General features: G+C 55.0%; 21 protein-coding genes. 16 read left to right on the top strand and 5 right to left on the bottom strand.

Translation table 11 applies throughout. The features are described 5' to 3' along the window. Positions 1-33: 33 nt before the first annotated feature. Positions 34-1,434: an asparagine--tRNA ligase gene (gene asnS / locus ACXAG1_RS02885; RefSeq protein WP_475118877.1), complete on the bottom strand. Its 1,401-nt coding sequence runs from the start codon at positions 1,432-1,434 to the stop codon at positions 34-36. 318 nt (positions 1,435-1,752) lie between these two features. On the opposite strand from asnS, the gene ACXAG1_RS02880 reads away from it, so the two are divergent. The 6 genes from ACXAG1_RS02880 (at position 1,753) to ACXAG1_RS02855 (ending at position 7,417) form a co-directional block, all read left to right on the top strand. Then, positions 1,753-2,274, top strand: coding sequence for a DUF2244 domain-containing protein (locus tag ACXAG1_RS02880; protein WP_475092932.1), 522 nt, complete (start codon positions 1,753-1,755; stop codon positions 2,272-2,274). Positions 2,275-2,390: 116 nt separating this feature from the next. Next, positions 2,391-2,867 carry a thioredoxin-dependent thiol peroxidase gene (bcp, locus tag ACXAG1_RS02875; RefSeq protein WP_475092933.1) on the top strand — a complete coding sequence of 159 codons (477 nt, stop codon included), beginning with the start codon at positions 2,391-2,393 and terminating at the stop codon, positions 2,865-2,867. 472 nt (positions 2,868-3,339) lie between these two features. Then, positions 3,340-3,786 carry a helix-turn-helix domain-containing protein gene (locus ACXAG1_RS02870; RefSeq protein ID WP_475092934.1) on the top strand — a complete coding sequence of 149 codons (447 nt, stop codon included), beginning with the start codon at positions 3,340-3,342 and terminating at the stop codon, positions 3,784-3,786. Positions 3,787-3,918: 132 nt separating this feature from the next. Next, positions 3,919-4,251 carry a preprotein translocase subunit YajC gene (gene yajC / locus ACXAG1_RS02865; RefSeq protein WP_475092935.1) on the top strand — a complete coding sequence of 111 codons (333 nt, stop codon included), beginning with the start codon at positions 3,919-3,921 and terminating at the stop codon, positions 4,249-4,251. 121 nt (positions 4,252-4,372) lie between these two features. Further along, a complete protein-coding gene (locus ACXAG1_RS02860; protein WP_475093946.1) occupies positions 4,373-5,440 on the top strand; it encodes a D-cysteine desulfhydrase family protein in 1,068 nt (355 codons plus the stop codon). 318 nt (positions 5,441-5,758) lie between these two features. Further along, on the top strand, positions 5,759-7,417 hold the full coding sequence (locus ACXAG1_RS02855; RefSeq protein ID WP_475092936.1) for an alanine/glycine:cation symporter family protein: 1,659 nt from the start codon (positions 5,759-5,761) through the stop codon (positions 7,415-7,417). A gap of 74 nt (positions 7,418-7,491) precedes the next feature. Here ACXAG1_RS02855 and ACXAG1_RS02850 read toward each other — a convergent pair whose 3' ends face one another. After that, the gene (locus tag ACXAG1_RS02850; RefSeq protein WP_475092937.1) at positions 7,492-8,826 is read right to left on the bottom strand and encodes a glutamine synthetase family protein; all 1,335 of its coding nucleotides are present in this window, start codon (positions 8,824-8,826) and stop codon (positions 7,492-7,494) included. Positions 8,827-9,034: 208 nt separating this feature from the next. Here ACXAG1_RS02850 and ACXAG1_RS02845 point away from each other — a divergent pair, with 208 nt between their 5' ends. From ACXAG1_RS02845 to cysB, 4 genes are all read left to right on the top strand, one after another. Next, complete coding sequence (locus ACXAG1_RS02845; protein WP_475092938.1) at positions 9,035-10,342, top strand: NAD(P)/FAD-dependent oxidoreductase; 1,308 nt, start codon at positions 9,035-9,037, stop codon at positions 10,340-10,342. Positions 10,343-10,494: 152 nt separating this feature from the next. Beyond that, positions 10,495-11,175: a TetR/AcrR family transcriptional regulator gene (locus tag ACXAG1_RS02840; RefSeq protein WP_475092939.1), complete on the top strand. Its 681-nt coding sequence runs from the start codon at positions 10,495-10,497 to the stop codon at positions 11,173-11,175. Positions 11,176-11,185: 10 nt separating this feature from the next. Further along, positions 11,186-12,091 carry a 5'-nucleotidase gene (locus ACXAG1_RS02835; RefSeq protein WP_475092940.1) on the top strand — a complete coding sequence of 302 codons (906 nt, stop codon included), beginning with the start codon at positions 11,186-11,188 and terminating at the stop codon, positions 12,089-12,091. A 249-nt stretch (positions 12,092-12,340) separates the two neighbouring features. After that, positions 12,341-13,315 carry an HTH-type transcriptional regulator CysB gene (gene cysB / locus ACXAG1_RS02830; protein ID WP_475118876.1) on the top strand — a complete coding sequence of 325 codons (975 nt, stop codon included), beginning with the start codon at positions 12,341-12,343 and terminating at the stop codon, positions 13,313-13,315. 154 nt (positions 13,316-13,469) lie between these two features. On the opposite strand, the gene ACXAG1_RS02825 is transcribed toward cysB, so the two are convergent. From ACXAG1_RS02825 to ppsR, 3 genes are all read right to left on the bottom strand, one after another. Then, positions 13,470-13,745: a hypothetical protein gene (locus tag ACXAG1_RS02825; protein WP_475092942.1), complete on the bottom strand. Its 276-nt coding sequence runs from the start codon at positions 13,743-13,745 to the stop codon at positions 13,470-13,472. Positions 13,746-13,921: 176 nt separating this feature from the next. Continuing rightward, a complete protein-coding gene (gene pabB, locus ACXAG1_RS02820; RefSeq protein WP_475118875.1) occupies positions 13,922-15,256 on the bottom strand; it encodes an aminodeoxychorismate synthase component I in 1,335 nt (444 codons plus the stop codon). A 172-nt stretch (positions 15,257-15,428) separates the two neighbouring features. Then, positions 15,429-16,298 (bottom strand): posphoenolpyruvate synthetase regulatory kinase/phosphorylase PpsR, encoded by an 870-nt coding sequence (gene ppsR / locus ACXAG1_RS02815; RefSeq protein ID WP_475092944.1) that lies wholly within the window; start codon positions 16,296-16,298, stop codon positions 15,429-15,431. Positions 16,299-16,587: 289 nt separating this feature from the next. On the opposite strand from ppsR, the gene ppsA reads away from it, so the two are divergent. From ppsA to ACXAG1_RS02785, 6 genes are all read left to right on the top strand, one after another. Next, a complete protein-coding gene (gene ppsA / locus ACXAG1_RS02810) occupies positions 16,588-18,963 on the top strand; it encodes a phosphoenolpyruvate synthase (protein WP_475092945.1) in 2,376 nt (791 codons plus the stop codon). A 620-nt stretch (positions 18,964-19,583) separates the two neighbouring features. After that, complete coding sequence (locus tag ACXAG1_RS02805; RefSeq protein ID WP_475092946.1) at positions 19,584-20,141, top strand: L,D-transpeptidase; 558 nt, start codon at positions 19,584-19,586, stop codon at positions 20,139-20,141. Between the two features lie 258 nt (positions 20,142-20,399). Further along, complete coding sequence (gene rraA, locus ACXAG1_RS02800) at positions 20,400-20,888, top strand: ribonuclease E activity regulator RraA (RefSeq protein ID WP_475118874.1); 489 nt, start codon at positions 20,400-20,402, stop codon at positions 20,886-20,888. A 1-nt stretch (position 20,889) separates the two neighbouring features. Further along, complete coding sequence (locus ACXAG1_RS02795) at positions 20,890-21,732, top strand: EamA family transporter (RefSeq protein WP_475092948.1); 843 nt, start codon at positions 20,890-20,892, stop codon at positions 21,730-21,732. Between the two features lie 189 nt (positions 21,733-21,921). Further along, entirely contained in the window at positions 21,922-24,153 is a 2,232-nt protein-coding gene (locus ACXAG1_RS02790; RefSeq protein WP_475118873.1) for an acyl-CoA dehydrogenase, read from the top strand. Between the two features lie 19 nt (positions 24,154-24,172). Further along, entirely contained in the window at positions 24,173-26,422 is a 2,250-nt protein-coding gene (locus ACXAG1_RS02785) for an acetyl-CoA hydrolase/transferase C-terminal domain-containing protein (RefSeq protein ID WP_475118872.1), read from the top strand.

Here is a 26,422-nt window from a genome sequence, read left to right as displayed (position 1 = left end):
CGGTTAACTCAGAACTTCACCCTTTAGAGCACCTTAGAACTTAACGTTGCGAGGTGTACGCGGGAAGGGGATCACATCGCGAATGTTGCCCATGCCGGTGACATAGGAGACGATGCGATCGAAGCCCAGTCCAAAGCCGCCGTGGGGCACGGTGCCGTAGCGACGCAGGTCCCGGTACCAGTCCAGGTGCTCCTTGGGAATATCCATCTCGTCCATGCGCGCGTCGAGCTTGTCCAGGCGCTCTTCACGCTGGGAGCCGCCGATGATTTCACCGATGCCCGGCGCCAGCACGTCCATCGCTGCCACGGTCTTGCCGTCGTCGTTCATGCGCATATAGAAGGCTTTGATGTCCTTCGGATAGTTCAGCACGATCACCGGCTTCTTGAAGTGTTTTTCGGCCAGATAGCGCTCGTGCTCGGAGGCCAGGTCGATACCCCAGGAAACCGGGAATTCGAACTTCTCTTTGCAGTTCTCCAGGATCTCGATGGCTTCGCAGTAATTGATACGGGCGAAATCGTTATCGATGATGTTTTCCAGACGGGAGATGGCTTCCTTGTCGATGCGCTGGGCAAAGAAGGCCATGTCATCACCGCGCTCTGTCAGTACCGCCTTGAACACGTACTTCAACATTTCTTCCGCTAAATTGGCGCAGTCCGCCAGGTTCGCAAAGGCAATTTCCGGTTCCACCATCCAGAACTCCGCCAGGTGGCGGGTGGTGTTGGAGTTCTCCGCGCGGAAGGTCGGCCCGAAGGTGTATACCTTGGACAGTGCCAGGCAGTAGCTCTCTACGTTCAATTGGCCTGATACGGTAAGGAAGGTTTCCTCGCCGAAAAAGTCTTCGCTGTAATCTATATCGCCTTTGTCGGTCAGGGGCAGGTTGGTCTGGTCCAGGGTGCTGACCCGGAACATCTCACCGGCGCCTTCACAGTCGGAGGCTGTGATAATGGGCGTATGTACATAGTTGAAGCCGCGCTCGTGGAAGAAGCGGTGCACCGCCTGAGCGATACAGTTGCGCACACGTGCCACGGCACCACTGACGTTGGTGCGCGGGCGCAAATGGGCGTGCTCGCGCAGGTGCTCCATGGAGTGGCGCTTGGGTGACATAGGGTAAGTGTCGGGGTCTTCCACCCAGCCAACTACGGTCACGCTGGTGGCCAGTAACTCGATAGCCTGGCCTTTGCCTTCGGAAGCCTTGATGGTGCCTTCGATATCGACCGCGCAACCGGTAGTGAGGCGCAGTACCTCAGATTGGTAGTTGTTGATGTCCGCTTCTACGACTACCTGGATCGGGTCGAAGCAGCTGCCGTCGTGAACGGCGAGGAAAGACAGGCCCGCTTTGGAATCCCGGCGGGTGCGGATCCAGCCCTGGATGCGAGCAGTTTCACCTTCCCGCTGGCTGGATTTTAAAAGCTGTTCAATGGATTCAACTTGCATGATGGTGCTCTTGTTGTCGTTCGCGTGCCGATTGGGCATTGCCGTGGGTGTAGAAGGCCACAGTCTACGCGGTTGTTCCACGCGTCTTTTGGTCGCGCATTCCGGCGGCATCTTGCCCCCTGTGTGCCGGAAAATCCACCCCCGTGACGGGCGGCGGCCATTCCCTGACCCGCGCGAGTGGAGATATGGCTGGGCAGTCCCACTGTCCGGCAATTCCGCACCATTATAGAAGGCCGCACTCGGCCTCGTGACTCTTGGTTCAATTTACCCCTGTCCTACACTGAAAAGGTCACGGTGATGGTCTTGGAAGTTGTACCCATGGTCAAAGAAGTCGGTGGCGCGCGCGGGCGCCGGGCCTGCATCCTTCTCGCGCCCAATCAGTCTCTGTCATTTGCCGGAAACCTCTGGGTGTTCATCTCCCTGGTTGCCGTATCCCTTGGGATTAGTATTGCGTTTGCCCTCGCTGGCGCATGGATGGTGATTCCATTCGCAGGCTTGGAAATCCTCCTGCTTGGGGCATTGTTCGGCTACGTATATATGGAAGGTACGCGTAGGGAAGTAATCCGCATCAGTGATGATCGCGTAGTGCTTGATACCAGTCGCGGCAGCCTAGAGCGCCCGGTGTACCACACCGAGTTTGATCGTAATAGCCTGGCTGTATTGGTGCGTATCGGCGCCACACCGGCCGAGCCTTCCTGCGTAACATTTACCGGGCCAGAAGGTTGTCTGGAAGTTGGCGACTTTTTGACAGACGCGGAAAAAGCCGCACTGGTCGAAAAGCTGGGGGACTGTGGCTTGCGAGCGCGAAAAGAGCAGAGTTTCCGCCTGCAGGATTTTTGACCCGGCTCGACCCGGCGGTATGCCTGTCCTATATAATGTCAGCCCGAGCTTAGCGCCTCGGGTTTTTTACATCCTGTGATGTAACATTTATTGGATATTTATTGAGGGGAGGCACCGTGGCACATCCAAAGATCGGCAATCTTGCACCTGTATTTACGCTGAAGAATCAAAGTGGTGAGAAAATAGCGCTGAAGGATTTTCGGGATCACAAGAATGTGGTGCTCTACTTCTATCCCAAAGCGTTGACGCCGGGTTGCACAACGCAGGCCTGTGGGATTCGTGACAGTGCCAAGGAGTTTGCCAAGCGTGACACCGTGGTGTTCGGCTTGAGTCCAGATCCGGAGTCGAAACTGCAAAAGTTTATCGATAAGCACGAATTGAATTTCGACCTTCTTGCGGATGAGGAACACAAGGTCGCCGACAAATACGGTTGCTGGGGCCTGAAGAAATTTATGGGTAAGGAGTATATGGGCCTGATCCGTACGACATTTATTATCGACAAGTCAGGCCGCTTACAGCACATCATGGACAAGGTGAAAACGAAGTCTCACCACGATGACGTTTTGAACTGGATTGACGAGAATCTGGCTTGATGGGCAAGGGGGGAGGGCCGTAGCTCGACCGCCCGGTATATTTGGCTCCACACCATATCTAACCTCTATCTAGCCCCCGGGGAGCCGTCGGTTAGCCCTAAATGGTCACTTGCGGCTCAACAATCCCGGTGGCGGCCCTCTCTTTTTGTGCGGGGCTTAAAAAAAATTACTTGTCGTCCCTTGCATTATCCTCATATGGTCTATACTGGCTTGTGTAAAGGAGCGCCGCTCAACCGTCTGGCCCAGAGCGATTGGGTGTGGTGCGAGGAAGTAGTACAAAAAACGTTCACTCTGGGTAGGCTTCGATCGCCTGTTTTCAGGTGCGCCCCGCACCCAGGTAGTAGTCAGTCTTTGTTGAATTTGTAATCGCAATTCAAGTCGGCAATGTCACTGGCGGTGGTAATTAGGGACTCGCAGGAAGCGGGCGTAGAACAATAACCGCGGCTCAAGGAACCCATCAAGGAGCAGCTCCATGAATCATATTCAGCCAGACCCGGCTTCGCTCTCAGAAGACAAACCTCTGCAACAGGCCAGACTGTCCGGAGATCCGAACATTCTTGACCAGTTGCTGGCACCACCGGAAGCCACCAGCTTCGGTATTGCCGCTCGAGTCATCGACGTGCTGGAACAACGGATTGGAAAGGCATCTCTGGCAATTCGCCCGGTAGCATCTGACCTCAGTATGTCTACCCGGACCCTGCAGCGCCGTTTGCAGGAGCATAATCTGAGTTTTGCCTCTCTGCGCGATCACGTTCGTTTCCGCCACGCTGTACACTTCCTGAAAGACACAGCGCTGAGCGTCGATGGCATTTCCCGTATTCTCGACTTCTCTGACAGAACCAGTTTCACCAGTGCTTTTAAGCGCTGGACCGGCATGTCCCCAACCGGGTATCGCCGTCAGGTTCGCCAACGTTTTTAAGAAGTCGCTCAAGACCCCTCGCATCACGTAGTCCAGTGTACCGGTTAGCGCCGGTGCTCTGGATTGCCTCATTTTGTCAAAGCCGTTAGAGTTGGCCCCAGAATTTTGACTGACTCTATCGAGGTTTAGACCATGGATTTCTTTATTCCTGCCGCAATGGCGCAAGAGGCTGCTCCGGCTCCTCAGGGCAACCCGCTGATCACCCTGCTAATGTTTGGTGGTCTGTTTGTGTTCATGTGGCTGTTTATCATCCGCCCTCAGCGCAAGCGCCAGAAAGAGCACCAGGAACTGGTGGGCGCTCTTAAGAAGGGCGACGAGGTAGTAATGACCAGCGGCATGCTGGGCCGGGTTGAAAAGGTGGACGACGATTACCTGATTCTGGAAGTGGCTGACAACATGCAGCTCAAGTTTCAGAAAGTTGCCGTACACGCGGTTCTGCCAAAGGGCACCATCAAGAATATCTGAAGTTGATTGTCCGGCTGTGATGCTATGTGCACCACTGCGGAATGCTCAATCAGGCTTCGAAAACCCGGCAAAAGCCGGGTTTTTTTTGGCCTGAATATCCATTTCACCACCCTGGAGCCCGATTGTGAGTATCCAATACCCGCCAAAACTCCCATTGGCGAACCTGCCCACACCGCTACAGCCTCTCGACAAGATAACTGCGAAATTTTCAGCCCCGTTTGGTGGCCCAAGGATTTGGGTGAAGCGAGATGACCTGACGGAAAGTGCGATGTCCGGTAATAAGCTGCGCAAACTGGAGTTCATCATTGCCGAGGCCAGGGCCAGCGGCTGCGATACTCTCATTACCTGCGGAGGCGAGCAGTCCAACCACTGTCGGGCAACGGCGCTTGCTGCTGCAAAGTGCGGGCTAAAGGCGCATTTACTGTTACGTCAAAGCCGACAAGTGGATACGTCCGGCGCTGTTCCAGATGGGAATCTGTTGGTGGATTACCTTGCGGGTGCGCGAGTATCCCGCTACCCGCTTAAAGAATACCTTTCACGGTTATCCGAATTGTTCGACGAATGGTCGGATTGGTACGCAGATCAGGGACGAAAAGCGCTTTGTATTCCAACCGGCGGAAGTGATGGGCTTGGAATCTGGGGGTATATCGCCGGCGCAGAAGAGGTGATCGACGATTGCCGCCAGCACGGCTTTACGCCGGATCATATCGTATGTGCGACTGGCAGTGGGGGCACGCAGTCCGGTTTGATACTGGGGTGCCAATTACTCGGTGTACCATCAAAGGTGACAGGCTATGCGGTTTGTGATGATGCTGCGTATTTTATCGACAAGGTGAGGAAGGATATTGCGGACTGGGCCGGTCGCTATCCGGCAGCGGCAAACGGATTCGAGCTGAATATGGAGAGCGTCCACGTCGTGGATGATTACATCGGTCCGGGCTACGGCGTTGCCACCGATGAGGTTTTCGAAACCATTGCCTTGCTCGCGCAACAGGAAGGGTTGCTGTTGGATCCGGTATATACCGGCAAGGCTTTCCATGGTTTGCTGAAAGACATTGAGATCGGTCGCTATCGCCAAAGTAAAGAGCTGGTCTTCGTTCATACCGGCGGGCAATTCGGTATTTTTCCGCAACGCGACGGTTTTAAAAGCAGTTGGGCTGAAAAACAAACAGGTGAACCGGATCTTTGAACCAATAACGCAAGGAACAATGTCTTGGGCGGTGCCACTACATGTTCTGTTCCGCGACAGAATTCTCTGATTTAGCGAAATATTTGGTGATAAATCGATTTTTTGGCAGAAAACAGGACTATGCTGCTGATGATTGGCGGATTACTGTTCTCAATTTGCTGAAGCTGCTACTCTGGCCGGCAACGTCAGGGGCTGTCGGGCGATAAAAAGCGGCGGATCACCCGCGAGAACGCCATCGAAAGACTGTCCGAAATCGTTTTGCGCGCTGCGCGCAAGCCTGACGATTTTTCAATCAAAATAAGAGCTGTGGGGGTTGAGTTGGAATCATTCAATCAATTGTTGTTAACCCTGGATGGTTTGCTGGGCTCAGCAGCCTGGTTTCCCTGGGTACTTTTAGGGGTCGGTTTTTTCTTCACGCTGTATCTGGGCTTTCCGCAGATTCGCTATTTTGGCCACGCGATCAAGATCGTGCGGGGCAAATACGATAAGCCTGGCGACCCCGGTGATACCTCTCATTTCCAGGCACTATCCACTGCGCTTTCCGGCACGGTAGGTACTGGTAATATCGGTGGTGTTGGCCTTGCTATTTTCCTCGGTGGTCCTGCAGCCCTGTTTTGGATGTGGGTTACAGCTTTCCTCGGTATGACCACAAAGTTTGTCGAGGTAACCCTCTCCCACAAATACCGTATTAAAGCCGCGGATGGTTTTTATGCGGGTGGCCCCATGTTTTACATGGAGCGCCGCCTGAACATGAAATGGCTAGCGGTGATTTTTGCGATCGCTACCGTAATCAGCTCTTTCGGCACGGGTAGCCTGCCGCAGGTCAATAATATTGCCCAGGCCATGTACGACACTTTCGGGCTGAGCAAGATGCTTACCGGTGGGGTACTGGCAATTTTGCTGGGCCTGGTGATCATCGGCGGTATCACTCGTATCGCGAAAGTCACGTCCACGATCGTACCGGTAATGGCCGTTCTTTACATCGTGGGTGCACTGGCGGTCATTCTCTACAATTACCAGAACATCATTCCTTCGTTTAGTGCGGTCTTCGCCGGTGCCTTCAATGGTAGTGCGGCCATGGGCGGCTTCCTGGGAGCGAGTTTCGCATATGCGTTTAACCGTGGCGTGAACCGCGGTCTCTTCTCAAACGAAGCGGGTCAGGGCTCCGCGCCCATTGCACACGCCGCGGCACGGGCGGACGAGCCGGTGTCCGAGGGCATGGTTTCACTGCTGGAACCATTCATCGACACCCTTATTATTTGTACGCTTACTGGTCTGGTTATTCTGTCTTCTGGTGTTTGGACCGAGAAGCACATGAACCGCTTTGAGCGTGCCGATATGATGGTGGTGGCAGGAACCTACACCGACAAGGATGAGGCGGATGTGAAACAGCTGTTCGGTTTCCTCAGTAACCAGAGCAGCGAAGTGAAACCCTATACCGGCACTATTGTGGTGGCAGACGGCCTGCCGCTCAATAAAGACGAATTCACGGTTCTGAATTCCCGCTCTGTTGCGGAAGATGTGGAATTCCGGGTGGCGGGAGACAACTTCTCGGGTGTTTTAAATGTCAACAGTGGCCGTCTGGTAAATCCGAATGTTGATGTGTGGGGTAACTCCCTGTTGCATTCGGTGGCACTGACAAACCGGGCCTTCCAGAAAGGCTTCTTTGGTGAGTACGGCAGCTACATCGTTACGCTTGGCATTTTGCTGTTTGCTTTTTCGACAGCGATTGCCTGGTCGTACTACGGCGACCGTTCGATGATTTACCTGTTCGGCCCCAAGGCAGTGATGCCGTACAGGCTGGTTTATGTTGTGGCTTTTTTCTGGGCCGCTATTGAGGACACCACCGTAATCTGGAACCTCTCCGCGGTAGCAATCGTGCTGATGACATTGCCCAATTTATTTGGCATATCCATTCTTGCGCGAGAAATGAAAGATACCGTGAAGGATTACTGGAAGGATCCGAACCACAAATAGTGTGAGGGACACTCCAGCAAAATAAAAAACCCGGCATCTGCCGGGTTTTTTATTGCGGGCAACGCGTAGCTTAATCACACGTTCAATAGCAGGTATTCGCGCTCCCACGAGCTGATTACTCGGTTGAACTCCTCGTACTCATCCCGCTTGATCGCGGCCCAGGCGCGCACAAAAGTGTCGCCAAACATTTCAATGGCTTCCGAACATTCCGCCAGTAGGCTGAGGGCATGCTCCTGGGTGCGGGGCAGAGCGATAGGCTCCGACGAACAATCTCCCTTGTATGGCTTGCTCGGCTCAACCTTGTTCATCATGCCCAGATAGCCGCAGGCCAGTGAAGTCGCTATCGCCAGGTAGGGATTGCAATCTGCACCCGGGAAGCGGTTTTCCAGGCGCTTTGCCTGTGCCGAGCTGTCTGGCACCCGCAATCCGGTGGTGCGGTTGTCATAGCCCCAGTGCAGACTCGTGGGTGCGGCCATCTCTGGAGTGAAGCGACGATAGGAGTTCACGTTCGGAGCGAAGAAGGTAATAAACCCGGGGGTGTATTTCTGCATACCGCCGATAAAGTGCATAAATCGCTCGTTCTCTGAGCCGTCTTCATTTACAAAAATGTTTTTACCGGTTTTTGCGTCGATGATGCTCTGGTGCAAATGCAGGGCACTTCCAGGTTCATCCTCCATGGGCTTTGCCATAAAGGTGGCATAGATTCCGTGGCGCAGTGCGGTTTCTCGTACGGTGCGCTTGAACGTAAACACCTGGTCTGCGAGCTTGAGTGGATCACCGTGCAAAAAATTGATTTCCATTTGCGCGGTGCCTGATTCGTGAATCAGTGTATCCACGTCGAGCCCCTGGGCTTCACAGAAGTCGTACATGTCCTCGATGATGGGCTCGTATTCGTTTGCCGCGTCAATGCTGTAGGATTGACGTGTTTTTTCGGTCCGGCCTGAGCGCCCTACGGGAGCAGACAGCTTTTCATCCGGGTCCAGGTTGCGTTTTACCAGATAGAACTCTACTTCCGGAGCTACGACGGGCTGCCAGCCCTGTTCCGCGTACTTGTCCAGTACAAACTTGAGAATATTGCGAGTGCTGATGGGGTGGGGCTTGCCATCTCGGGTGTAGCAGTCGTGAATGATCTGCGCGGTAGGCTCGTTGGCCCAGGGGTTCAGCCGAATGGAATCCGGGTCGGGCACCAGCAACATGTCGGTATCTGCCGGGTCCACCAGTTCGTTGTGTTCATCGACATAATCACCGGTTACCGTCTGTACCAGGATGCTTTCTGGCAGGCGGCTGTCTTCGGTGAGGAATTTGTCCGTCGGGGTGAATTTGCCCCGCGCATTGCCGGACATGTCCGGTACCAGGCACTCGACTTCGGAAATCGAATGTTCCGCGAGCCACTGGGTTATCTTGTCCATGTTGCACCTTGTGATTGGAAGGCTTGTATTTGAATATCTTGCCAACGTCGCCAAACAGTAGTTTAAAACTTCACGGGCGTCGAAGAGCGATTTTCAGCGAACCGCATACATTTCGTCCTAGCTTTGATTATGGCAAGAAACCGAATTATCATTCAATAAATACCGAATAATGATTCGGCTTTTAGCGGGTATGAATTTGGAGTTTTTGATGTCTGTTGGCGCAAACGAATCACAACTGCTCGGTCACACCGATTCTTACTATGCCGCCAGTGCGAATTCCGCGCCAGAGTATTCCCCGCTTGAAGGGACCATAGAAGCTGATGTGTGCATTATTGGTGCAGGCTATACCGGTTTGTCTACGGCACTGCATCTGGCTGAGCGTAGTTTCGAGGTCGTCGTACTGGAAGCGGAGCGCGTAGGTTGGGGCGCTTCAGGGCGCAATGGGGGCCATGTGGGTGTTGGTCAGCGCAAAGGTCAGGAAGATCTTGAGAAAATGCTCGGCCTCGATACCGCTAAAGTGTTGTGGGATCTGGGGCTCGAAGCCGTGCAGCTTGTAGAACAGCTGATCGAAAAACACACTATCCGGTGTGATCTCAAGCGTGGAATCATGCACCTGGCGGCCAAGCCGAGCCACAACGCCGGCCTCAAGGACGAGGTTGAGCTGCTCAATCAGAGGTATGGCTATACGGACATCCGCTACGCAAGCCGTGAAGAGGTGAGTGGGCTCGTTGGCTCGGATCGCTTTTACGGTGGGCAGATCGACTCGGGTTCGTTGCACCTGCATCCACTCAATTATGCACTCGGCCTTGCCGATGCTGCCCGGTCTGCAGGTGTCCAGTTTTACGAGCACAGCCGGGTAACCGGATATACCGGTGGCAATCCATGTGTCGTAAATACCGATGGTGGGCGAGTGAAGGCGAAGAATGTCGTGCTTGCCTGCAACGGTTATCTTGGCAACCTGGAGCCGAGAATGGCGGGGCGTATTATGCCCATTAATAATTTTGTGCTGGCAACCGAGCCTCTGGACGACAAACTGGCACGGGAATTGATCGCGAACGACTACGCGCTTCAGGACACGCTGTTTGTGATCAACTACTGGAAGCTGTCCGGCGATAACCGCCTCGTATTTGGTGGTGGCGAAAACTACTCATCGCGCTTTCCGCGGGATATTCGAGGTTTTGTCCGCAAGTACATGCTCGAGGTGTATCCGCAACTGGCGGATACGCGGGTGGAATATGGTTGGGGGGGGACCCTCGCAATCACAATGAATCGAATGCCCAGTATCGGGAGACTGGAACCCAATGTGTATTACAGCCACGGATATTCCGGGCACGGTATTCCGACGGCTACATTTGCAGGAAAAGTCGTTGCGGAAGTTATTGCCGGAACCGAGGAAAGGTTCGATATATTGTCACGCATCCCGACGCCGCGCTTTCCTGGCGGAACCTTGTTACGTTGGCCTGGCCTGGTAGCGGGAATGCTCTATTACAGCGTATTGGACAAGCTGGGCCGATAGGGATCCTGGAAATCTGCAGTTTGCGCCTGAACTTCCTGGTGCCAGCGCACTGACCTGTCCACGCCCATGGGCTCCCTGCGCTGACGGCCATTTTTAATGAGCCGTTGCGCCAATTGTGTTACAAAGGAATTTCATCAGTAGGGAAGACGGAAGTGTCGAGCGCAGAACAGAATCGCCGCAGAAACCAGTTGTCGCCGCGACGAGAGCCGGTGCAGGCACGGGCCCGGGAGCGTACCCGTCAGATCCTGGAAACCACCGGACAACTCCTCGAACGCGTGGGGCTGAATGACCTCACTACCATTTTGATCGCCAAAGAGCTCGATGTATCTGTCGGGTCGGTGTATCACTATTTCCCGAACAAGCACGCCATCCTCTATGCGATGGGCGAACAGTGGCTGGCAAGCCTGACGGAGCGCCTGGATGAGCTCGCTGCCAGTGAGCTGGAGCAGCTCAGCCTGCGGGCATTTCTCGATGATCTGCTCACCCGATGGGTCTCCGTCTATCGCGAACAGCGGGGCTTGTTGCCGCTTGTTCAGGCGATGTGGGGTGTACCGGAACTTCATGAGCTGGATGAGCGTCACGATGAACTTGTCATTACTCACTTGATGGACATGTTCCGCCGCCTCGGATTTACCTGCCCGCCCAATGAGACCAATCGTCTCGCTCGTGCCACGCTTGAGACCTGCCACGCGATGTTGCTGGTGGTTGTCAATCAGGTGGGGGTTCGTTCCGAGCGTACCCGGGAAGACCTGCTCAATATGTTGATGGTGCTCCTGGAGCCCCACCGAAATGATGAATCCCCCTCTGGACTGGACGACATAGAGGCACCCTGAGGTTGCTTGCATGGCTATCACGAAACCCAATAAGCTCATCATCGCCATTTCCTCGCGTGCCCTGTTTGACTTGCGAGAGAGCCACCAGATTTTTGAAGAGCAGGGCGTCGACGCATTTTCCTCCTATCAGATTGAGCGGGAAAACGACATCCTGCCCAGGGGCGAAGCCTTTTCCCTGGTGGAGAAATTTCTGCAGATCAACGAGCGCCTGCCCGGCGATCCACGGGTAGAGGTGATCCTTCTTTCGCGCAACAGCGCAGATACCGGCCTGCGGGTATTCAACTCGATTGAGCACTACGGCCTGAGCATCAGCCGCGCGGCGTTTTGTAATGGCGGAAGCCCGTACCGGTATATCGCACCCTTCGGGTGCCATCTTTTTCTGTCCACCGATGGTGAGGACGTGCGCCGTGCACTGGAGCAGGGTATTGCTGCCGCGACCCTGATCCCGGGTGGCGCACGCCAGCGCGGGGATGAAGTGCTGCGCTTTGCTTTTGATGGAGATGCAGTGTTGTTTTCAGATGAGGCAGAGCAAATCTTCAAGCGGGATGGTCTGGCAGCGTTTGCCAGTGCCGAGCGTGCCTCGGCCAAACAGCCGCTGCAGGGCGGGCCGTTCAAAGGGTTCCTTGAGGCCCTGCAACATTTGCAGGGAGAGTTCTCCCCGGAAAACTGCCCAATCCGCACGGCCCTGGTTACCGCCCGATCTGCACCCGCCCACGAGCGGGTGATTCGTACTCTACGGGCCTGGAATATCCGTATCGATGAGTCGATGTTCCTGGGTGGATTGCCCAAAGGCGAATTCCTGCGCGCGTTCGGCGCCGATGTATTTTTCGATGACCAGCCCACCCACTGCGCCTCTGCCGCCGCCCACGTCGCTACCGGTCATGTCCCACACGGCATCGCTAACCAGAGCAAGTAGGGTGCTACGGACGGAAGATATTCCCGCCATTTTGCGAAATGTGGCACATATCTCACCAGTATGAGTCACTTTTCGTAACCATTTGCTCGCATTTTCCGTGCTCTTATCACGATCTGTTGGCTCGCTGTAACTTTCGCTGCTATGCTTTTCCCGCATAAAGTCGCAGAGTTTTTATAACCAATCGCTGGCGCAAAAATAATCACACTGGTTATTTTTCAAGAAACAGCCAGCTATCGACAGGGAGAGGCTATGAAGCTGCAGCAGTTGCGATATATCTGGGAAGTTGCCCACCACGACCTCAATGTGTCGGCCACCGCACAAAGCCTGTTTACCTCGCAGCCGGGGATCAGCAAGCAGATCCGCCTGCTGGAAGATGAACTGGGCGTGGAAATTTTTGCCCGCAGCGGCAAACACCTGACCCGCGTGACACCGGCAGGGGAAGCCATCCTCAAAACCGCCGGCGAAATCATGCGCAAGGTGGAGAACATCAAGCAGGTGGCACAGGAGTTCAGCAACGACAAGCGCGGAAGCCTCGCTATTGCTACCACGCACACCCAGGCCCGGTATGCTCTGCCGGCGGTAATCAAGGGCTTTATTGCCCGCTACCCGGAAGTTTCCCTGCATATGCACCAGGGAACCCCAATGCAGATTTCGGAGATGGCGGCAGACGGTACCGCCGACTTTGCCATTGCGACCGAAGCGCTGGAGCTATTCAGTGATCTGGTGATGATGCCGGTATACCGCTGGAATCGCTGCATCCTTGTGCCCAAAGGTCACGAGCTTGCACAGCTCGGCAAGTTGACCCTGGAAGATGTGGCCAGGTATCCCATTGTGACTTATGTCTTTGGTTTTACCGGGCGTTCGAAACTGGATGAGGCTTTTCTTGAAAAAGGCCTTTCCCCGAAAGTGGTATTCACCGCAGCAGATGCGGACGTGATCAAGACTTATGTGCGTCTTGGCTTGGGTATTGGAATCGTTGCGGATATGGCCGCGGTGGAAGATGAAGACAGTGATCTGGTGGCATTGGATGCGAGTGAGCTATTTGAATCCAGCGTAACCAAAATTGGTTTCCGGAAGGGAATTTTCCTGCGCGGCTTTATGTACGAGTTTATCCAGCAGTTTGCTCCGCATCTTACCCGCGAGTTGATCGATCAGGCTGCTCAGGCATCATCCCGCGCGGAAGTGGATGAGCTCTTTTCTCATATAGATCTGCCGGTGTATTGATTCGCAATAATTGATGCGAAGGTGGCGGTGCCGGGTGCTCCCTTGTGAGACCTTCTAAAACAGGGATGTTTTAGAAGAGCCCCCAGGGATGGGTTTACGGCGTGTCTCAAAAGGGAGCACCCGGTAGCGCCACCGCCACCGGATTACACAAGAACTACAGGTTCTTGAGTACTTCCTTGGCAAACTTGAAGTACACGGTGTAAACCTCCGGTTCTTTGCCTTCTTCCTCTACGACAAAAAACGGCGCGCGCTGGACGTTCAGGCGCTGTGCCAGCTGCATACCCGGGCTCTCCGGATCGCGTTCGTCGGCGATCAACGTCTCATCCAGATATTTTTCCTGATCGTTTTCCTTCAGTTTTTCCTCGACATCCCGACATTTTCCACACGGGGAACCATCGGCAAGGATTTTCTTTACCAGAGTAATTCGCATTGAATACAGCCTTATGATTCAGGCCACCGCCGCGCTTGCATTGAGAGCGGTTGATATTGGGGGCCTGTTATTGTGATACCAGTGATTGGCGCGGAATCTAGCAAGGATGTTGGTGGCAGGGAAATACCGAAGGGCGATAGGGATATAACTGGTGACTTCGCCAGCGGAGCCGGCGCTCAGGACAGCCGGGTTTCCAGTGTATCCAGCAGAATGCGTACCTTTTCAAGGCACTCGGCATGCTCTGCCGAAGGATTGGAGTCCGCAACAATTCCGCCGCCGGCAGCACAACTAATTTCACCATTGCTTGCGGTCAAAGTGCGAATGGCAATGTTGGTATCTGCGCGGCCGCAGCTGCTCAGATAGCCAATACTTCCGCAGTACACTCCCCGGGGGCTTGGTTCCAGCTCGCGAATGATTTCCATGGCGCGACGCTTGGGAGCGCCGGTAATCGAACCGCCGGGGAAGCAGGCCTGCAGCACCTCCGCATATTCCAGGTCCTCCGGTAACTGGCCGGTAATCGTGCTCACCAGGTGGTGTACATTGGCAAAACTCTGCAATTCAAATAGGTTGGGGACACGCACAGTGCCGCGCTGACAGACTTTCCCGAAATCGTTGCGCAGCAGGTCCACGATCATCAGGTTTTCGGCGCGATCCTTGGGGCTTGCACGCAGCTGCCGGGCAAGTGCCGCATCCCGTTCCTTGTTGTTGTCCCGGGGTGCGGTGCCTTTAATTGGCTCGGTCTGTAAAAAGCGGCCGTCCTCCAAAATAAAGCGCTCGGGCGACAGGCTGAGTATCTGTCCCTCCGGCAGCGACAGGAAGGCGGAAAATGGACCTGCGGCGACCTCTCGTAACGCCAAGTAAGCGGTCAGCGGGTCTCCGTCGTACGTCGAGAAAAAGCGTTGGGTAAAGTTCGCCTGATAGACGTCGCCCGCGCGGATATATTCAAGAATTCGCTCTATACAGCGGGTGTATTCACTCGCACTGAACTCGTGCTGAAACGGTCCTTTCAGGCGAAATGCATCGAGATTCGCCAGGGGGGTATCCCAGCGAACGCTTGCAAAGCGCTGGCGCAGGTCGCGCTTCTGGCTTTCTGTGCACGCAGGATGGAATACCAGGTGTGTGGCACAGAGCTGATGATCGGTAATGAGCGCCCAGCTGTACAGGCCGAAAAAGCCCGCCGGTAATGGGGTGGGGCGGTGATCCGCCGGTAAAAAGTTTCCTGCAGTTCCCAGTTCATAGCCGGCATAGCCGATGGCGCCGCCACAGAAAGGGATCTGCTGGTCGACTTCCTGCGGCGCGAGTTCGCACATCAGGTCGTCGAGGTCGGCAAAAGGCGTTTTGTCGCTGGAGGCCAATGTCAGGGTTGAGAGGGGGTCCGCACTGAGTATGTCGAAGCGACCGCCGCGGGCGCCCGCCACCCCGGAGTCCAGCCAGACCGGACAGGGCAGATCAGCCAGGGCGGCGAAGGCCACACTGGTATTTCGGGAATAGGGCAGGGAAATAATCTGCAAAACGTCAACCAAACTTCGCGCGGATTGATCACATCAAATCCGACATTGCTATCAGTGCACCCTTTGAGGCGGCGCTACTTTACTCCAAATTGTGACTCTAGCCCAATAGGTGTGGTCACCGGATGAGCGAGCGCGGATAGCTCGGAGTATTCTGTACCGCTATTCAGAAAATCTAGCTGATTCTGCGTTCGATACCCGCCTGGGACATCAGGCGGGTGGCGAGTTCCTCTACCGACAGCTCTGTGGCGTCGAGGAAGGGAATCTGCGCGCGACGCAGCATCTGCTCTACCTGGCGCACTTCAAACTCACACTGTTCCGGTGACGCATAGCGACTGTTTGCGCGACGTTCCTGACGGATGCTCATCAGGCGCCGAGGATCAATGGTCAATCCAAACAGCTTGTGCTGAAAGGGGCGCAGTATTTTGGGCAGGGAAGTGGAATCCATGTCCTCTTCGGTGATCGGGTAGTTTGCCGCGCGCAAGCCAAACTGCAAGGCGAGGTACAGGCAGGTTGGGGTTTTGCCGGAACGGGATACCCCCACCAGGATGATGTCCGCACTCTCGAACTCGCGGGTACGGCGGCCGTCGTCATTATCCATGGCATAGTGCACGGCATCGATGCGGGCGGTGTATCGGCTGTTGTTGGCAATGCCGTGGGACACGCCAACCGAGCGGTTCGGGTTGGTACCAAACAGGTTTGCCAGGGGCGCCAGGTAGCTCTCAAACACATCCAGCATCAACGCAGAACTCTGGTGTAGTTGCCCGCGAATATGATCGGACACAATGCTGGTAATGATGATGGGCTGCAGTCCGGACTCCTCGGCCGCGCGCTCAATGCGCTGCAAAACCAGATTCACCCGTGCTTCCGAGTCGACATAGGGCACCGTAACCTGTTCCACCTGCTGATCGCGAAACTGAGCCAAAAGGCTATGCCCTATACCTTCTACGGTAAGGCCGGTGCCATCAGATATGAAAAACGCTGTGCGTTTCATGGTCTTGTCGCCGGGAGTGGTATTGGCACCAGAATTTATCGGTTGGTTCATAGGGGGTCGCTTATGGATTTGTCGTGGCCGATTTCGATCAGTCTGTTTGAATAAAACAAAGATATCAAAATTTCCGCAAAGCTTTGCGATTGAATGGAATGATTGCGACAGGGTCAGCGCACTGTATGTCCGGGAAAGGTCGACAGGTAGGCTGGATGTAGTCGGGCGACGTTTTTTGTAGAAAAATTACAACAGAAAACGGGCATTTTCGGCGACGTTTGCGGGGTATTATTTACAAAACCCTTCCTTATAATCTGCCGCCAGTACAGAAGTTGCAGAGGGCAATCCATTGACCACCTATACTCTCGAGTTCGCGAAGCTCGGCATGTCGGATGTCGACAAGGTCGGCGGTAAAAACGCATCCCTAGGGGAGATGATTTCCTCCCTTTCCGGTGCAGGGGTTAGCGTACCCGGTGGTTTTGCCACGACTGCGGAAGCTTTCCGGGAGTTCCTGTCTGCAGCCGAGCTGGACAAGCGTATCGCAGAAAGGCTCCAGGGGCTGGATGTAGACGATGTCACTGCCCTGGCTGCAGCCGGCGAAGAGATTCGCCAGTGGCTACTGGATACCCCGTTCCCGGCACAGCTGGAAAAAGAAATCCGCGAGGGCTATGAGTCTCTGGGTGGTGGTGACACTGCGGTTGCAGTGCGCTCCTCTGCCACAGCGGAAGACCTGCCGGATGCCTCGTTTGCCGGCCAGCAGGAAACCTTCCTGAATATTCGCGGCATCGATGCCGTTCTGCAGGCGGTACGTGAAGTATTTGCCTCTCTCTACAACGACCGTGCCATCGCCTACCGGGTACACACCGGATACGCGGACGTCGGTGTTTACCTGTCTGCGGGTATCCAACACATGGTGCGTAGTGAAACCGGTGCCTCAGGTGTGATGTTTACTCTGGATACAGAGAGCGGTTTCCGCGACGTTATCTTTGTCACTGCGGCCTACGGCCTTGGTGAGACGGTCGTGCAGGGCGCCGTGAACCCCGATGAGTTCTATCTGTACAAACCTGCGCTGGAGGCCAAGCGCCCGGCGATTTTACGCCGCAATCGTGGCAGTAAAGCCATCAAAATGATCTACGATGCCAGCGGTGAATGCGGCCGCTCGGTCAAGACCGTCCAGGTCCCCGAAGCGGATCGCTTGCGTTTTGCCCTCAATGATGCGGAGCTTACCGAGCTCGCCAACCAGGCGCGCAAGATTGAGGCGCACTATCAGCGTCCAATGGACATTGAGTGGGCCAAAGACGGCGATTCCGGCAAACTGTTTATCGTACAGGCGCGCCCGGAGACCGTCCGCTCTCGCGATACGGGTACCAGCATCGAACGCTACAAACTGCAGGAACGCGGCGACATTCTCTGCGAGGGACGCGCAATTGGTCAGCGTATCGGCGCAGGTCCTGTCCGTGTATTGGACTCCGTGGAAGATATGGCCAAGATGCAGGACGGCGACGTTCTGGTCACTGACATGACCGACCCGGATTGGGAGCCGGTGCTGAAAAAGGCCAGTGCGATTGTGACCAACCGTGGTGGTCGTACCTGTCACGCGGCAATCATTGCCCGGGAGCTGGGTATTCCGGCGGTTGTAGGATGTGGCGATGCCACTGAAAAACTCTCCACCGGCACCCCGGTCACCGTGTCCTGCGCTGAAGGGGACACCGGCTTTGTCATGTCCGGGCAGCTCGACTTCGAACGATCACTGACCGAAGTCGCAGATATGCCGGATCTGCCGTTCAAAATCATGCTCAATGTCGGCAACCCGGACCGCGCGTTCGCCTTTAGCAATCTGCCGAATCAGGGGGTAGGGCTGGCGCGTCTGGAGTTCATCCTGAACCGGATGATCGGGATTCACCCGAAAGCCTTGCTCGAACTGGATCGTCTGCCGCAGGACCTTCAACAGAATATCCGCAACCGGATCGGTGGCTACGCATCTCCGGAAGATTTTATTGTGGAGAAACTGGTGGAAGGCATCTCCACGCTGGCTGCCGCGTTTGCCCCAAATCGCACCATTGTGCGCCTGTCGGACTTCAAGTCCAATGAGTACGCCCACCTGGTGGGCGGGCAGATGTACGAGCCCAGTGAAGAAAACCCGATGCTGGGATTCCGCGGCGCGGCGCGTTACCGCTCTAAGGATTTCCGCCAGTGTTTCGCACTGGAATGCAAAGCACTGAAAAAAGTTCGCGATGAAATGGGGCTCACCAATGTTGAAATCATGGTGCCCTTCGTACGCACGCCGGATGAAGCACGTCAGGTCGTCGAACTGCTTGAACAGAACGGGCTGAAGCGCGGCGAGAATGGCCTCAAGGTCATTATGATGTGCGAATTACCCTCTAACGCTCTGCTGGCGGACGACTTCCTGCAATATTTTGATGGTTTCTCCATTGGCTCCAACGACCTGACGCAGCTAACGCTTGGACTCGACCGAGATTCTGGCCTGGTCGCCGAGCTTTTCGATGAGCGGGACCCGGCGGTGAAAATGCTTCTGTCCCAGGCGATTCGGGCGTGCAAGAAAGCCGGCAAGTACGTCGGTATTTGTGGTCAGGGTCCGTCTGATCACAAGGACTTCGCCCAGTGGCTGATGGATGAAGGGATCGACAGCGTGTCCCTGAATCCGGATACGGCGGTGGACACCTGGTTGTATCTCGCCAATCAGCGCAGTGCGGACGAGGCATAGATACGGGATACGGTGCGAGCGTTGCACTCGGCAATGTCGTACCTTTGCAGCAAAGCGATATCCATTGGCACTTTGCTCTGGGGAAACCCTAAGCAAGATGCCAATCAAGACCCCGACTGGGCGCACTGTAGAGATATTCCCAGGTTACACGGAAAATGCGACCCAAGTGGTCGCATTTTTTTTACCTACAGCTAGGAAATTGTTCCATCGTGGCGTGGACATCTGGCGAAATGAACCGCGCCGAATCACGTTACGCGGCCTTGTGGTCGTGGAGCCGGTAATCTAAGTACATTGCCAGTTCCCATAAAACTCCCGAAACTCCGATGAAATCAATCTAAGCACGTGACATCCGGTCAATAAAATCGAACAGGCTTCCGCTGAGAAAGTCCCGATACAATTTCGTGGCGTTGCGGGAGTTTCGATTGCTGTTATTCAGACAGAAAACCTTCGATTGAAGTACTGACCGAGGTGCCACCATGCTTAGACGTTTCCTGTTCTCTCCCAATGAAGAGCCCTTGACCCGCTCGCAAGCCCGGCAATACGCGCTAGACCATTCCGGGGGGAATGTGGCCGTCCATGCAGGTGTCGCCCAAGCCGCCGCCGAAACAAGTGTGGCCGGAATGCCCCGCCATCTTGCTGCCGCACTGGTGCTGTTTGTCGGCACGCTGCTGGGTGTTCTGTGGCCCAATCTTGCGGCTGCGAGAAGCGGCGGAAACTGGTTCGACGATCAGGCCGCCATGAGTTCGTCCGGAGCCCCCTCCATTCGTATCAACCTGAGTGAACAGAAAGCCTATTTCTACAAGGGTGGAAAACTGGTTGGTGTATCACTGGTGTCATCTGGTAAGCAGGGTTTTCGCACCAGCCCGGGGAAATTCCGAGTACTGGCCAAGCGTCCAAACCACCGTTCCAGTATCTACGGAAGCTACGTTGACCGAAATACGGGCCGAGTCGTGAAAGCAGACGTGGATACCCGCAAGCATCGCCGTCCAGCGGGCACCTATTACCGCGGTGCAAAAATGAATCACTACATTCGATTTAACGGTGGTGTTGGCTTGCATGCATCAGGCCATGTCCCCCGATACCCGGCGTCCCATGGTTGTGTGCGTATGCCTCCACATATGGCTCGCAAGTTTTTCCAATATTCCCGTGTTGGTATGCCAGTCACCGTTAGTTACTGATTTAGCAATCCAATTGGCAGTCCCGCCCCGAGCGATTACCCGTTAACTGAATGGTAATCCTCGGAGATAGAGCGGGCCCGGTTTGCCGGGTGTTATCCATTGTGATGATACCCGGCATTTTTGTATGTGCGATGCAGGTGGAAAGGCGAAGCGCTATCATCGATGACCAGTCGGAAATGAATTAAATCCACCTACATCATTTGAAAATGATCGCGCAATCCGAGCGCGCGATTTCTCGGTACAGCCAAGGAACCCGCCATGAGCACAAGCCGCATATCCACTCCCGATCTATGTGATGACTACCCTGACCTGGTGCGGGTCGTCGAGCCGATGTTTATAAATTACGGCGGTAGGGAGGCATTCGGCGGCCAAATAGTGACAGTCAAGTGCTTTGAAGATAACTCACTGGTACGTGAACTGGTGGCGGAAGACGGCGCCGGAAAAGTACTGGTGGTGGATGCCGGCGGTTCCATGCGCAGGGCGTGCCTCGGCGACCTGCTGGCGGAGAAAGCCTGTAAAAATGGTTGGGCTGGCATACTCATGTACGGCTGCATTCGCGATGTGGATGCCATTTCTGGACTAGAGTTAGGAGTACAGGCGCTGGGAAGCCACCCAATGAAAACCGATAAAAAGGGCATCGGGGAACGCAATATTGCGGTGACTTTTGGCGGCGTCACCTTTAAACCTGGAGAGTATTTGTACGCCGATAATAACGGTGTGATAGTTTCTCCCCAACTGCTTATGTGATTTGGAAATATCAGAATCTGCTATTTTTGCGCTGGTCCTGCTGTCTGCGCTTGCTCACGCCATATGGAATGCGGTGGTCAAACACAGTGAAGAAGGTTTCCTACAGCTGGCGATGATCCGCAGCGTTGGCCTGCTGGTAGGCGCTGTACTGGCTACACATTTGCCGCTGCCCGGGCAAAAAGCCCTGGGTTTCCTTGTCGGCGGGGCCTTCTTCCAATACCTGTATTTTTTCCTGTTGTCCCGTTCTTACCGGGCGCTCGACTATGGCACGGCTTATCCCATTGCTCGTGGGGTCACGCCACTGATGGTGGCAACGGCCGCGCTCCTGTTTCTGGACGAATCCCTGCAGCCCCTGCAGTTGACGGGCATCCTGCTGGTCACCTGCGGTATTTTCGCGCTTATCATGAAAGAGTTGCGCGTGAGCCGCATGGGGATTCTCTACTCTGTGGGTACCGGTATCGCCATCACCGGCTACACCACGCTCGGCGCAGCGGGAGTGCGCAGCGTCGCCAACCCTCTGAGCTACGTTGCCTGGCTGGAAGTCCTTTCTGGCGGCGGTATCATTCTTGCTGTTCTGTTGACGCGCCCCTTGAAAGGGCTGGCGTTTGCGCGGGCAAACTTTCTGCGCAGTTCGCTGTCCGGTGTACTCGCTACGAGTGGCTTTGGTATCGCCCTTTGGGCAACGTCGATGATGCCGGTGGCCGCGGTTGCTGCCACAAGGGAAGTCAGTATCCTGTTTGCCTCGCTGATTTCAGTGTTTCTTCTGAATGAACGATTTTCACCCCAACGTGTCTTCGCAGCATTGATTATTTTCTGCGGTATTGGCACTCTGGCTCTGGCCTGATATTCACCGATTTCTCCATCGCTATTTCTCCGTACCTATTTCGACATACCAATGTTTGATTGCCTATAGTTGCAAGCAACCGTTGCATGATTAACAGCAGTAGGCAACTCATACCATCACATATCATTTTTGCCGTTCACTGTGCCGCGAGGCCGGGTACGACAATCGAAATTTCGACAAGGATAAGTAATGAGCACCCTGCGCCAGAAGTGGATTACCGCCCCTTTATTGAAGTGGATCAAGAAGGTTCTCCCGCCCATTTCCGATACTGAACGTGAGGCCATGGAAGCCGGAGAAGTGTGGTGGGATGCGCAGCTTCTTTCCGGGAAACCGGATTGGGATCAGCTATTGAAAATGGGGCCGCCAGAACTTACCGATACGGAACAGGCATTTATCGACGGCCCGGTGGAAGAACTCTGCAAGATTGTAGATGACTGGAAAGTGTCCTACGAGGATCACGACATCTCACCGGAGATCTGGGAGTTTCTTAAAAAGAACCGGTTTTTCGGCATCATCATACCGGAAGAATTTGGCGGCCTTGGTTTTTCTCCGAGCGCACACGCACAAATCGTCACCAAAATCTCTACCCGCAGCACGAGTGTGGGGGTCACAGTAATGGTGCCCAATTCGCTGGGGCCGGGTGAACTGTTGATGGCGCACGGAACGGATGAGCAGAAACAGCATTATCTGCCACGCCTGGCGGACGGGCGGGATATTCCCTGTTTTGGCCTCACAAGCCCCGAGGCCGGCTCCGACGCCGCATCGATGGTCGATAGCGGCGTCGTCTGTTACGGCGAGTACAAGGGCGAAAAGACCCTTGGAATGCGGGTGAACTGGCACAAGCGTTATATTACGCTCGGCCCCGTCGCGACCGTTCTCGGGCTGGCATTCAAGCTGTACGACCCGGAGCATATTCTCGGCGAAGAGGAAGAACTGGGCATTACCGTTGCTCTGGTGCCCACTGATACCGACGGCGTGACCATCGGCCAGCGACATCTCCCGGCCATGCAAGCGTTTATGAATGGACCCAATTGGGGGAAAGACGTTTTTATCCCGATGGAGTGGATTATCGGTGGCCAGGAAAATATCGGGCATGGCTGGCACATGCTGATGAGCGCACTGGCCGCTGGCCGGGGTATTTCTCTGCCGTCCCTGTCCACCGGTGGTGCCAAACTCGCAGCGCGGACCACCGGAGCCTATGCCCATATCCGCGAGCAGTTCGGTATTTCCATCGGAAAATTCGAAGGAGTACAGCGTCGCCTGGCGGAAATTGCCGGGATTGCCTATGTACTCGATTCTGCCCACAAGACCACCACTCGCGCACTGGATCAGGGGCGCAAGCCTGCAGTGGTGTCTGCCATCATGAAGGCGCACGCGACCAATGGTCTGCGCCAGGCCATCAACGATGCGATGGATATCCACGCGGGAAAGGCGATTATCGATGGCCCGTCAAATTATCTTGGCAACGTGTATCGAGCGGTTCCCGTTGCCATTACCGTGGAAGGTGCAAACATCCTTACACGGAGCCTAATGATTTTCGGCCAGGGCGCCATTCGCTGCCATCCATACCTGTTGCAGGAAATGGAAGCGGCGACCAACCCGGATGACGCAGCCGGTGTACAGGAGCTGGATGCTCTGTTACCCAAACACTTCCTGTTTCAGCTGAAGACCTTTTGTCGCGCCGTTTTCCACGGCTGGACCGGTGGGCTATTTGCCAGTAGCCCCAAGGGTGTGGGTGATGCGGCAAAGTATTATCGCCAGATGAACCGCTATTCGGCAGTCCTGACGCTGGTCACTGAAATTTCGTTGATGTCACTGGGTGGAGAATTGAAACGCAAGGAAATGATTTCTGCACGGCTGGGTGATGTCCTCAGTGAACTTTATCTTATGAGCTGCGCACTCAAGCGGTTTAATGACGATGGCAGTCCCGAGGACGATCGTCCGCTCCTGGAGTTCGCCATGCGGTCGGGTTTCCACAACATCGAAGTCAGTCTGATCGAGGTGTTTCACAATTTCCCCATACGGTTTGTGGGGCAGCTGATGCATTTTCTTACTATGCCCTGGGGGCACAGTATTCGCTCGGCGTCGGATCGTCAGGCGCGTGCCTGCGCCAATCTGATTATGGAACCCTCGGATACCCGTGATCGCCTTACCAGCGGTGTGTTTCTCGGAAACCCCGGTGACGGCATCGACGTGGTGGAACAGGCGTTTTTGAAGAGTCATGAAACGGCGGCAATACGCGAAAAGATGAAAAAGGGCGGTATTCGTGCCCTTAGTGCGGATGCAGTTGAAGAGGCGCGCTCCAGGGGCCTGATCAGCGACGACGAAGCGTCACAGATTCGATTGACCGCCGAAGCCGTCGACAAGGCCATCCAGGTTGATCACTTTGAGTCCTTAGGTGGACAAACCACAACCGGCTGATGGAGTGAGAGAGGCTTTCATGGCTTCATCTGTTGATGACCCGATCAGTTTCAATACCGCTGAGGCCTGTGTCGATGCGGTATTGGAAAAAGTTGGCAAGCGTATTGTGCTTGGGCTACCGCTTGGAATTGGCAAGGCGAATCATTTTGCCAATGCGCTCTATGCGCGGGCTGAAGCGGATCCGGACATTTCTCTGACGATATTCACCGCACTGACGCTAGAGCGACCATCTGGTGGAAGCGAGCTACAGCGTCGTTTTGTTCAACCATTACTGGACCGGCTGTATTACGAGTATCAGGATCTCGCCTACAACCAGGCTCGCCGCAAAGGGCTGCTACCGGAGAACGTCGAGGTTTGTGAGTTTTTCATGCAGCCCGGTAGCTTTCTGAACAGCCCGAGTGCTCAGCAGAGCTATGTCAGCTCAAACTACACTCATGTGCCGAGAGATCTCCTTGATCGCGGTGTAAACGTGGTTGCACAAATGGTCGCACCTGCGCCCGATGACTCTGGTGACCTGAGCCTCAGCGCCAACCCGGATTTGACGCTGCCATTGCTCGCCCTCGCCAAACAGCGTCAATATGGACAAATCACCATGGTGGGCGAGGTCAATTCGCACCTGCCATTTGTCGGCAGTGATGCGCGTGTTCCGGCGTCCATGTTCGATTTCGTAATGAGTGGGGAGAGTTTCGATCAGGAAATTTTTCCGGCACCCAACGCACCTGTCGGACTTACCGAATACGCTCTCGCATTTCATATCGCCGGCCTGGTGAAAGACGGCGGTACATTGCAGGTGGGTATTGGGGCGCTCGGCGACGCAATCTGTCATGTGTTGCGTTTACGCCAGGCCGAGAATCGTGATTTCACTGATATTCTGCACGCCTTGCAGACAGAAGCCACGTCAACAATTTGCCGGATGCCACCGGAAACTGGTGTTTTCGAGCGGGGGATCTATGGCGCAAGCGAGATGGTACCCGAGGGGTTCTTCCACTTGCGTGATGCCGGTGTGATGGTCCGGAAGGTTTACCCGGATACCGCGTTACAGCAGATTCTTAATAGTGGCCAGGCAACGGATACCGTGGACGATAGTCTGCTACTTGCGCTGCGCGACTCAGGGAGAATTCAAAGTCCATTGACCGAGCAAGACACACAGTTTTTACAGGCAATGGGTATTGTCGATCCGTCCTATAGCTGGCGCGGGCACCATTTCCTCGATCAGGGCGGTGAAATGGAAGAGTGTGATCTGCACTCCGAGCAGGGGCGTGAAAAACTCATGGGGACCTGCAAAGGGAGGGCCATCAAGCAGGGAACCTGGCTTCACGGCGGCTTCTATCTGGGTTCCAGCCGGCTGTATGAAACACTGCGCAATATGCCGGAAGAGGAGATGGACGGTTTCAATATGACCGCTATCGACTTTATCAACGATATGCTCAAGGACCCGGATCTGAAAATTGCGCAGCGGCAGTATGCGCGCTTCGTCAATTCGGCAATGATGGTAACGCTTACTGGTGCCGTCATATCCGACGGTCTCGAAGACAGCAGGGTAGTCAGCGGTGTGGGCGGACAGTACAACTTCGTCGCGCAGGCCCACGAGCTTCCCGGAGGCCGCTCCATTATCGCTCTACCGAGCACTCGCCACTCTGAGGGTAGAGTGCGCAGTAACATCCTCTGGGAGTATCCGCACTGTACAATTCCCCGTCATTTGCGCGATATCGTGGTCACAGAATACGGCGTCGCGGATCTGCGCGGGAAAACCGATCGGGATGTGATCGTCGCCATGTTGTGCATTGCCGACTCGCGCTTCCAGCAGGAGTTGCTGGAGAAGGCTCGTCATGCGGGCAAAGTGGAAGCCAACTGCGAGATTCCAGAGGCGTTTGCCAACAACACCCCGGAGCGCATTCAGGCAGCATTTGAACAGGGGCACAGGCTGGCATCGCTGCCGTACTACCCGCTCGGTACCGATCTCACCAGAGAGGAAGCTCAGTTGGCTGTCGCCTTAAAGGCAGTGAAAGAGGAGGGAAGAAAGATTTGGGAGCTATGGCCAACGCTGCGCAAAGGATTGGTGGCCTGTAAAAGCGACGCGCCGGAATTCGAATCTATCCACGCCTGTCTCGATCGTATGGGGTTCAATCGCAGTGACAGCTTTGAACATCGGCTGGAGGCGTATGTAGTCGCCGGTGCGCTGGTGCGATTCCTGGATGAGCGGCGGCCTCTCGGGGATACCGTGGTGAGTACTGGGGCAAATAATATCCGCGCAGCGGGTACCCACTAA

It is taken from the genome of Microbulbifer sp. ABE4_465 (assembly GCF_056160765.1).
The sequence above is the reverse complement of the archived record's forward strand: the minus strand, read 5'-3'. Positions and strand labels throughout refer to the sequence as shown.

Bases quoted from the DNA above. Each gene is read 5' to 3' on its own strand.
- asnS (WP_475118877.1), bottom strand. From the start codon at position 1,434: ATGCAAGTTGAATCCATTGAACAGCTTTTAAAATCCAGCCAGCGGGAA.
- ACXAG1_RS02880 (WP_475092932.1), top strand. From the start codon at position 1,753: ATGGTCAAAGAAGTCGGTGGCGCGCGCGGGCGCCGGGCCTGCATCCTT.
- ACXAG1_RS02870 (WP_475092934.1), top strand. From the start codon at position 3,340: ATGAATCATATTCAGCCAGACCCGGCTTCGCTCTCAGAAGACAAACCT.
- yajC (WP_475092935.1), top strand. From the start codon at position 3,919: ATGGATTTCTTTATTCCTGCCGCAATGGCGCAAGAGGCTGCTCCGGCT.
- ACXAG1_RS02850 (WP_475092937.1), bottom strand. From the start codon at position 8,826: ATGGACAAGATAACCCAGTGGCTCGCGGAACATTCGATTTCCGAAGTC.
- ACXAG1_RS02845 (WP_475092938.1), top strand. From the start codon at position 9,035: ATGTCTGTTGGCGCAAACGAATCACAACTGCTCGGTCACACCGATTCT.
- ACXAG1_RS02835 (WP_475092940.1), top strand. From the start codon at position 11,186: ATGGCTATCACGAAACCCAATAAGCTCATCATCGCCATTTCCTCGCGT.
- cysB (WP_475118876.1), top strand. From the start codon at position 12,341: ATGAAGCTGCAGCAGTTGCGATATATCTGGGAAGTTGCCCACCACGAC.
- ACXAG1_RS02825 (WP_475092942.1), bottom strand. From the start codon at position 13,745: ATGCGAATTACTCTGGTAAAGAAAATCCTTGCCGATGGTTCCCCGTGT.
- ppsR (WP_475092944.1), bottom strand. From the start codon at position 16,298: ATGAACCAACCGATAAATTCTGGTGCCAATACCACTCCCGGCGACAAG.
- ACXAG1_RS02805 (WP_475092946.1), top strand. From the start codon at position 19,584: ATGCCCCGCCATCTTGCTGCCGCACTGGTGCTGTTTGTCGGCACGCTG.
- rraA (WP_475118874.1), top strand. From the start codon at position 20,400: ATGAGCACAAGCCGCATATCCACTCCCGATCTATGTGATGACTACCCT.
- ACXAG1_RS02790 (WP_475118873.1), top strand. From the start codon at position 21,922: ATGAGCACCCTGCGCCAGAAGTGGATTACCGCCCCTTTATTGAAGTGG.
- ACXAG1_RS02785 (WP_475118872.1), top strand. From the start codon at position 24,173: ATGGCTTCATCTGTTGATGACCCGATCAGTTTCAATACCGCTGAGGCC.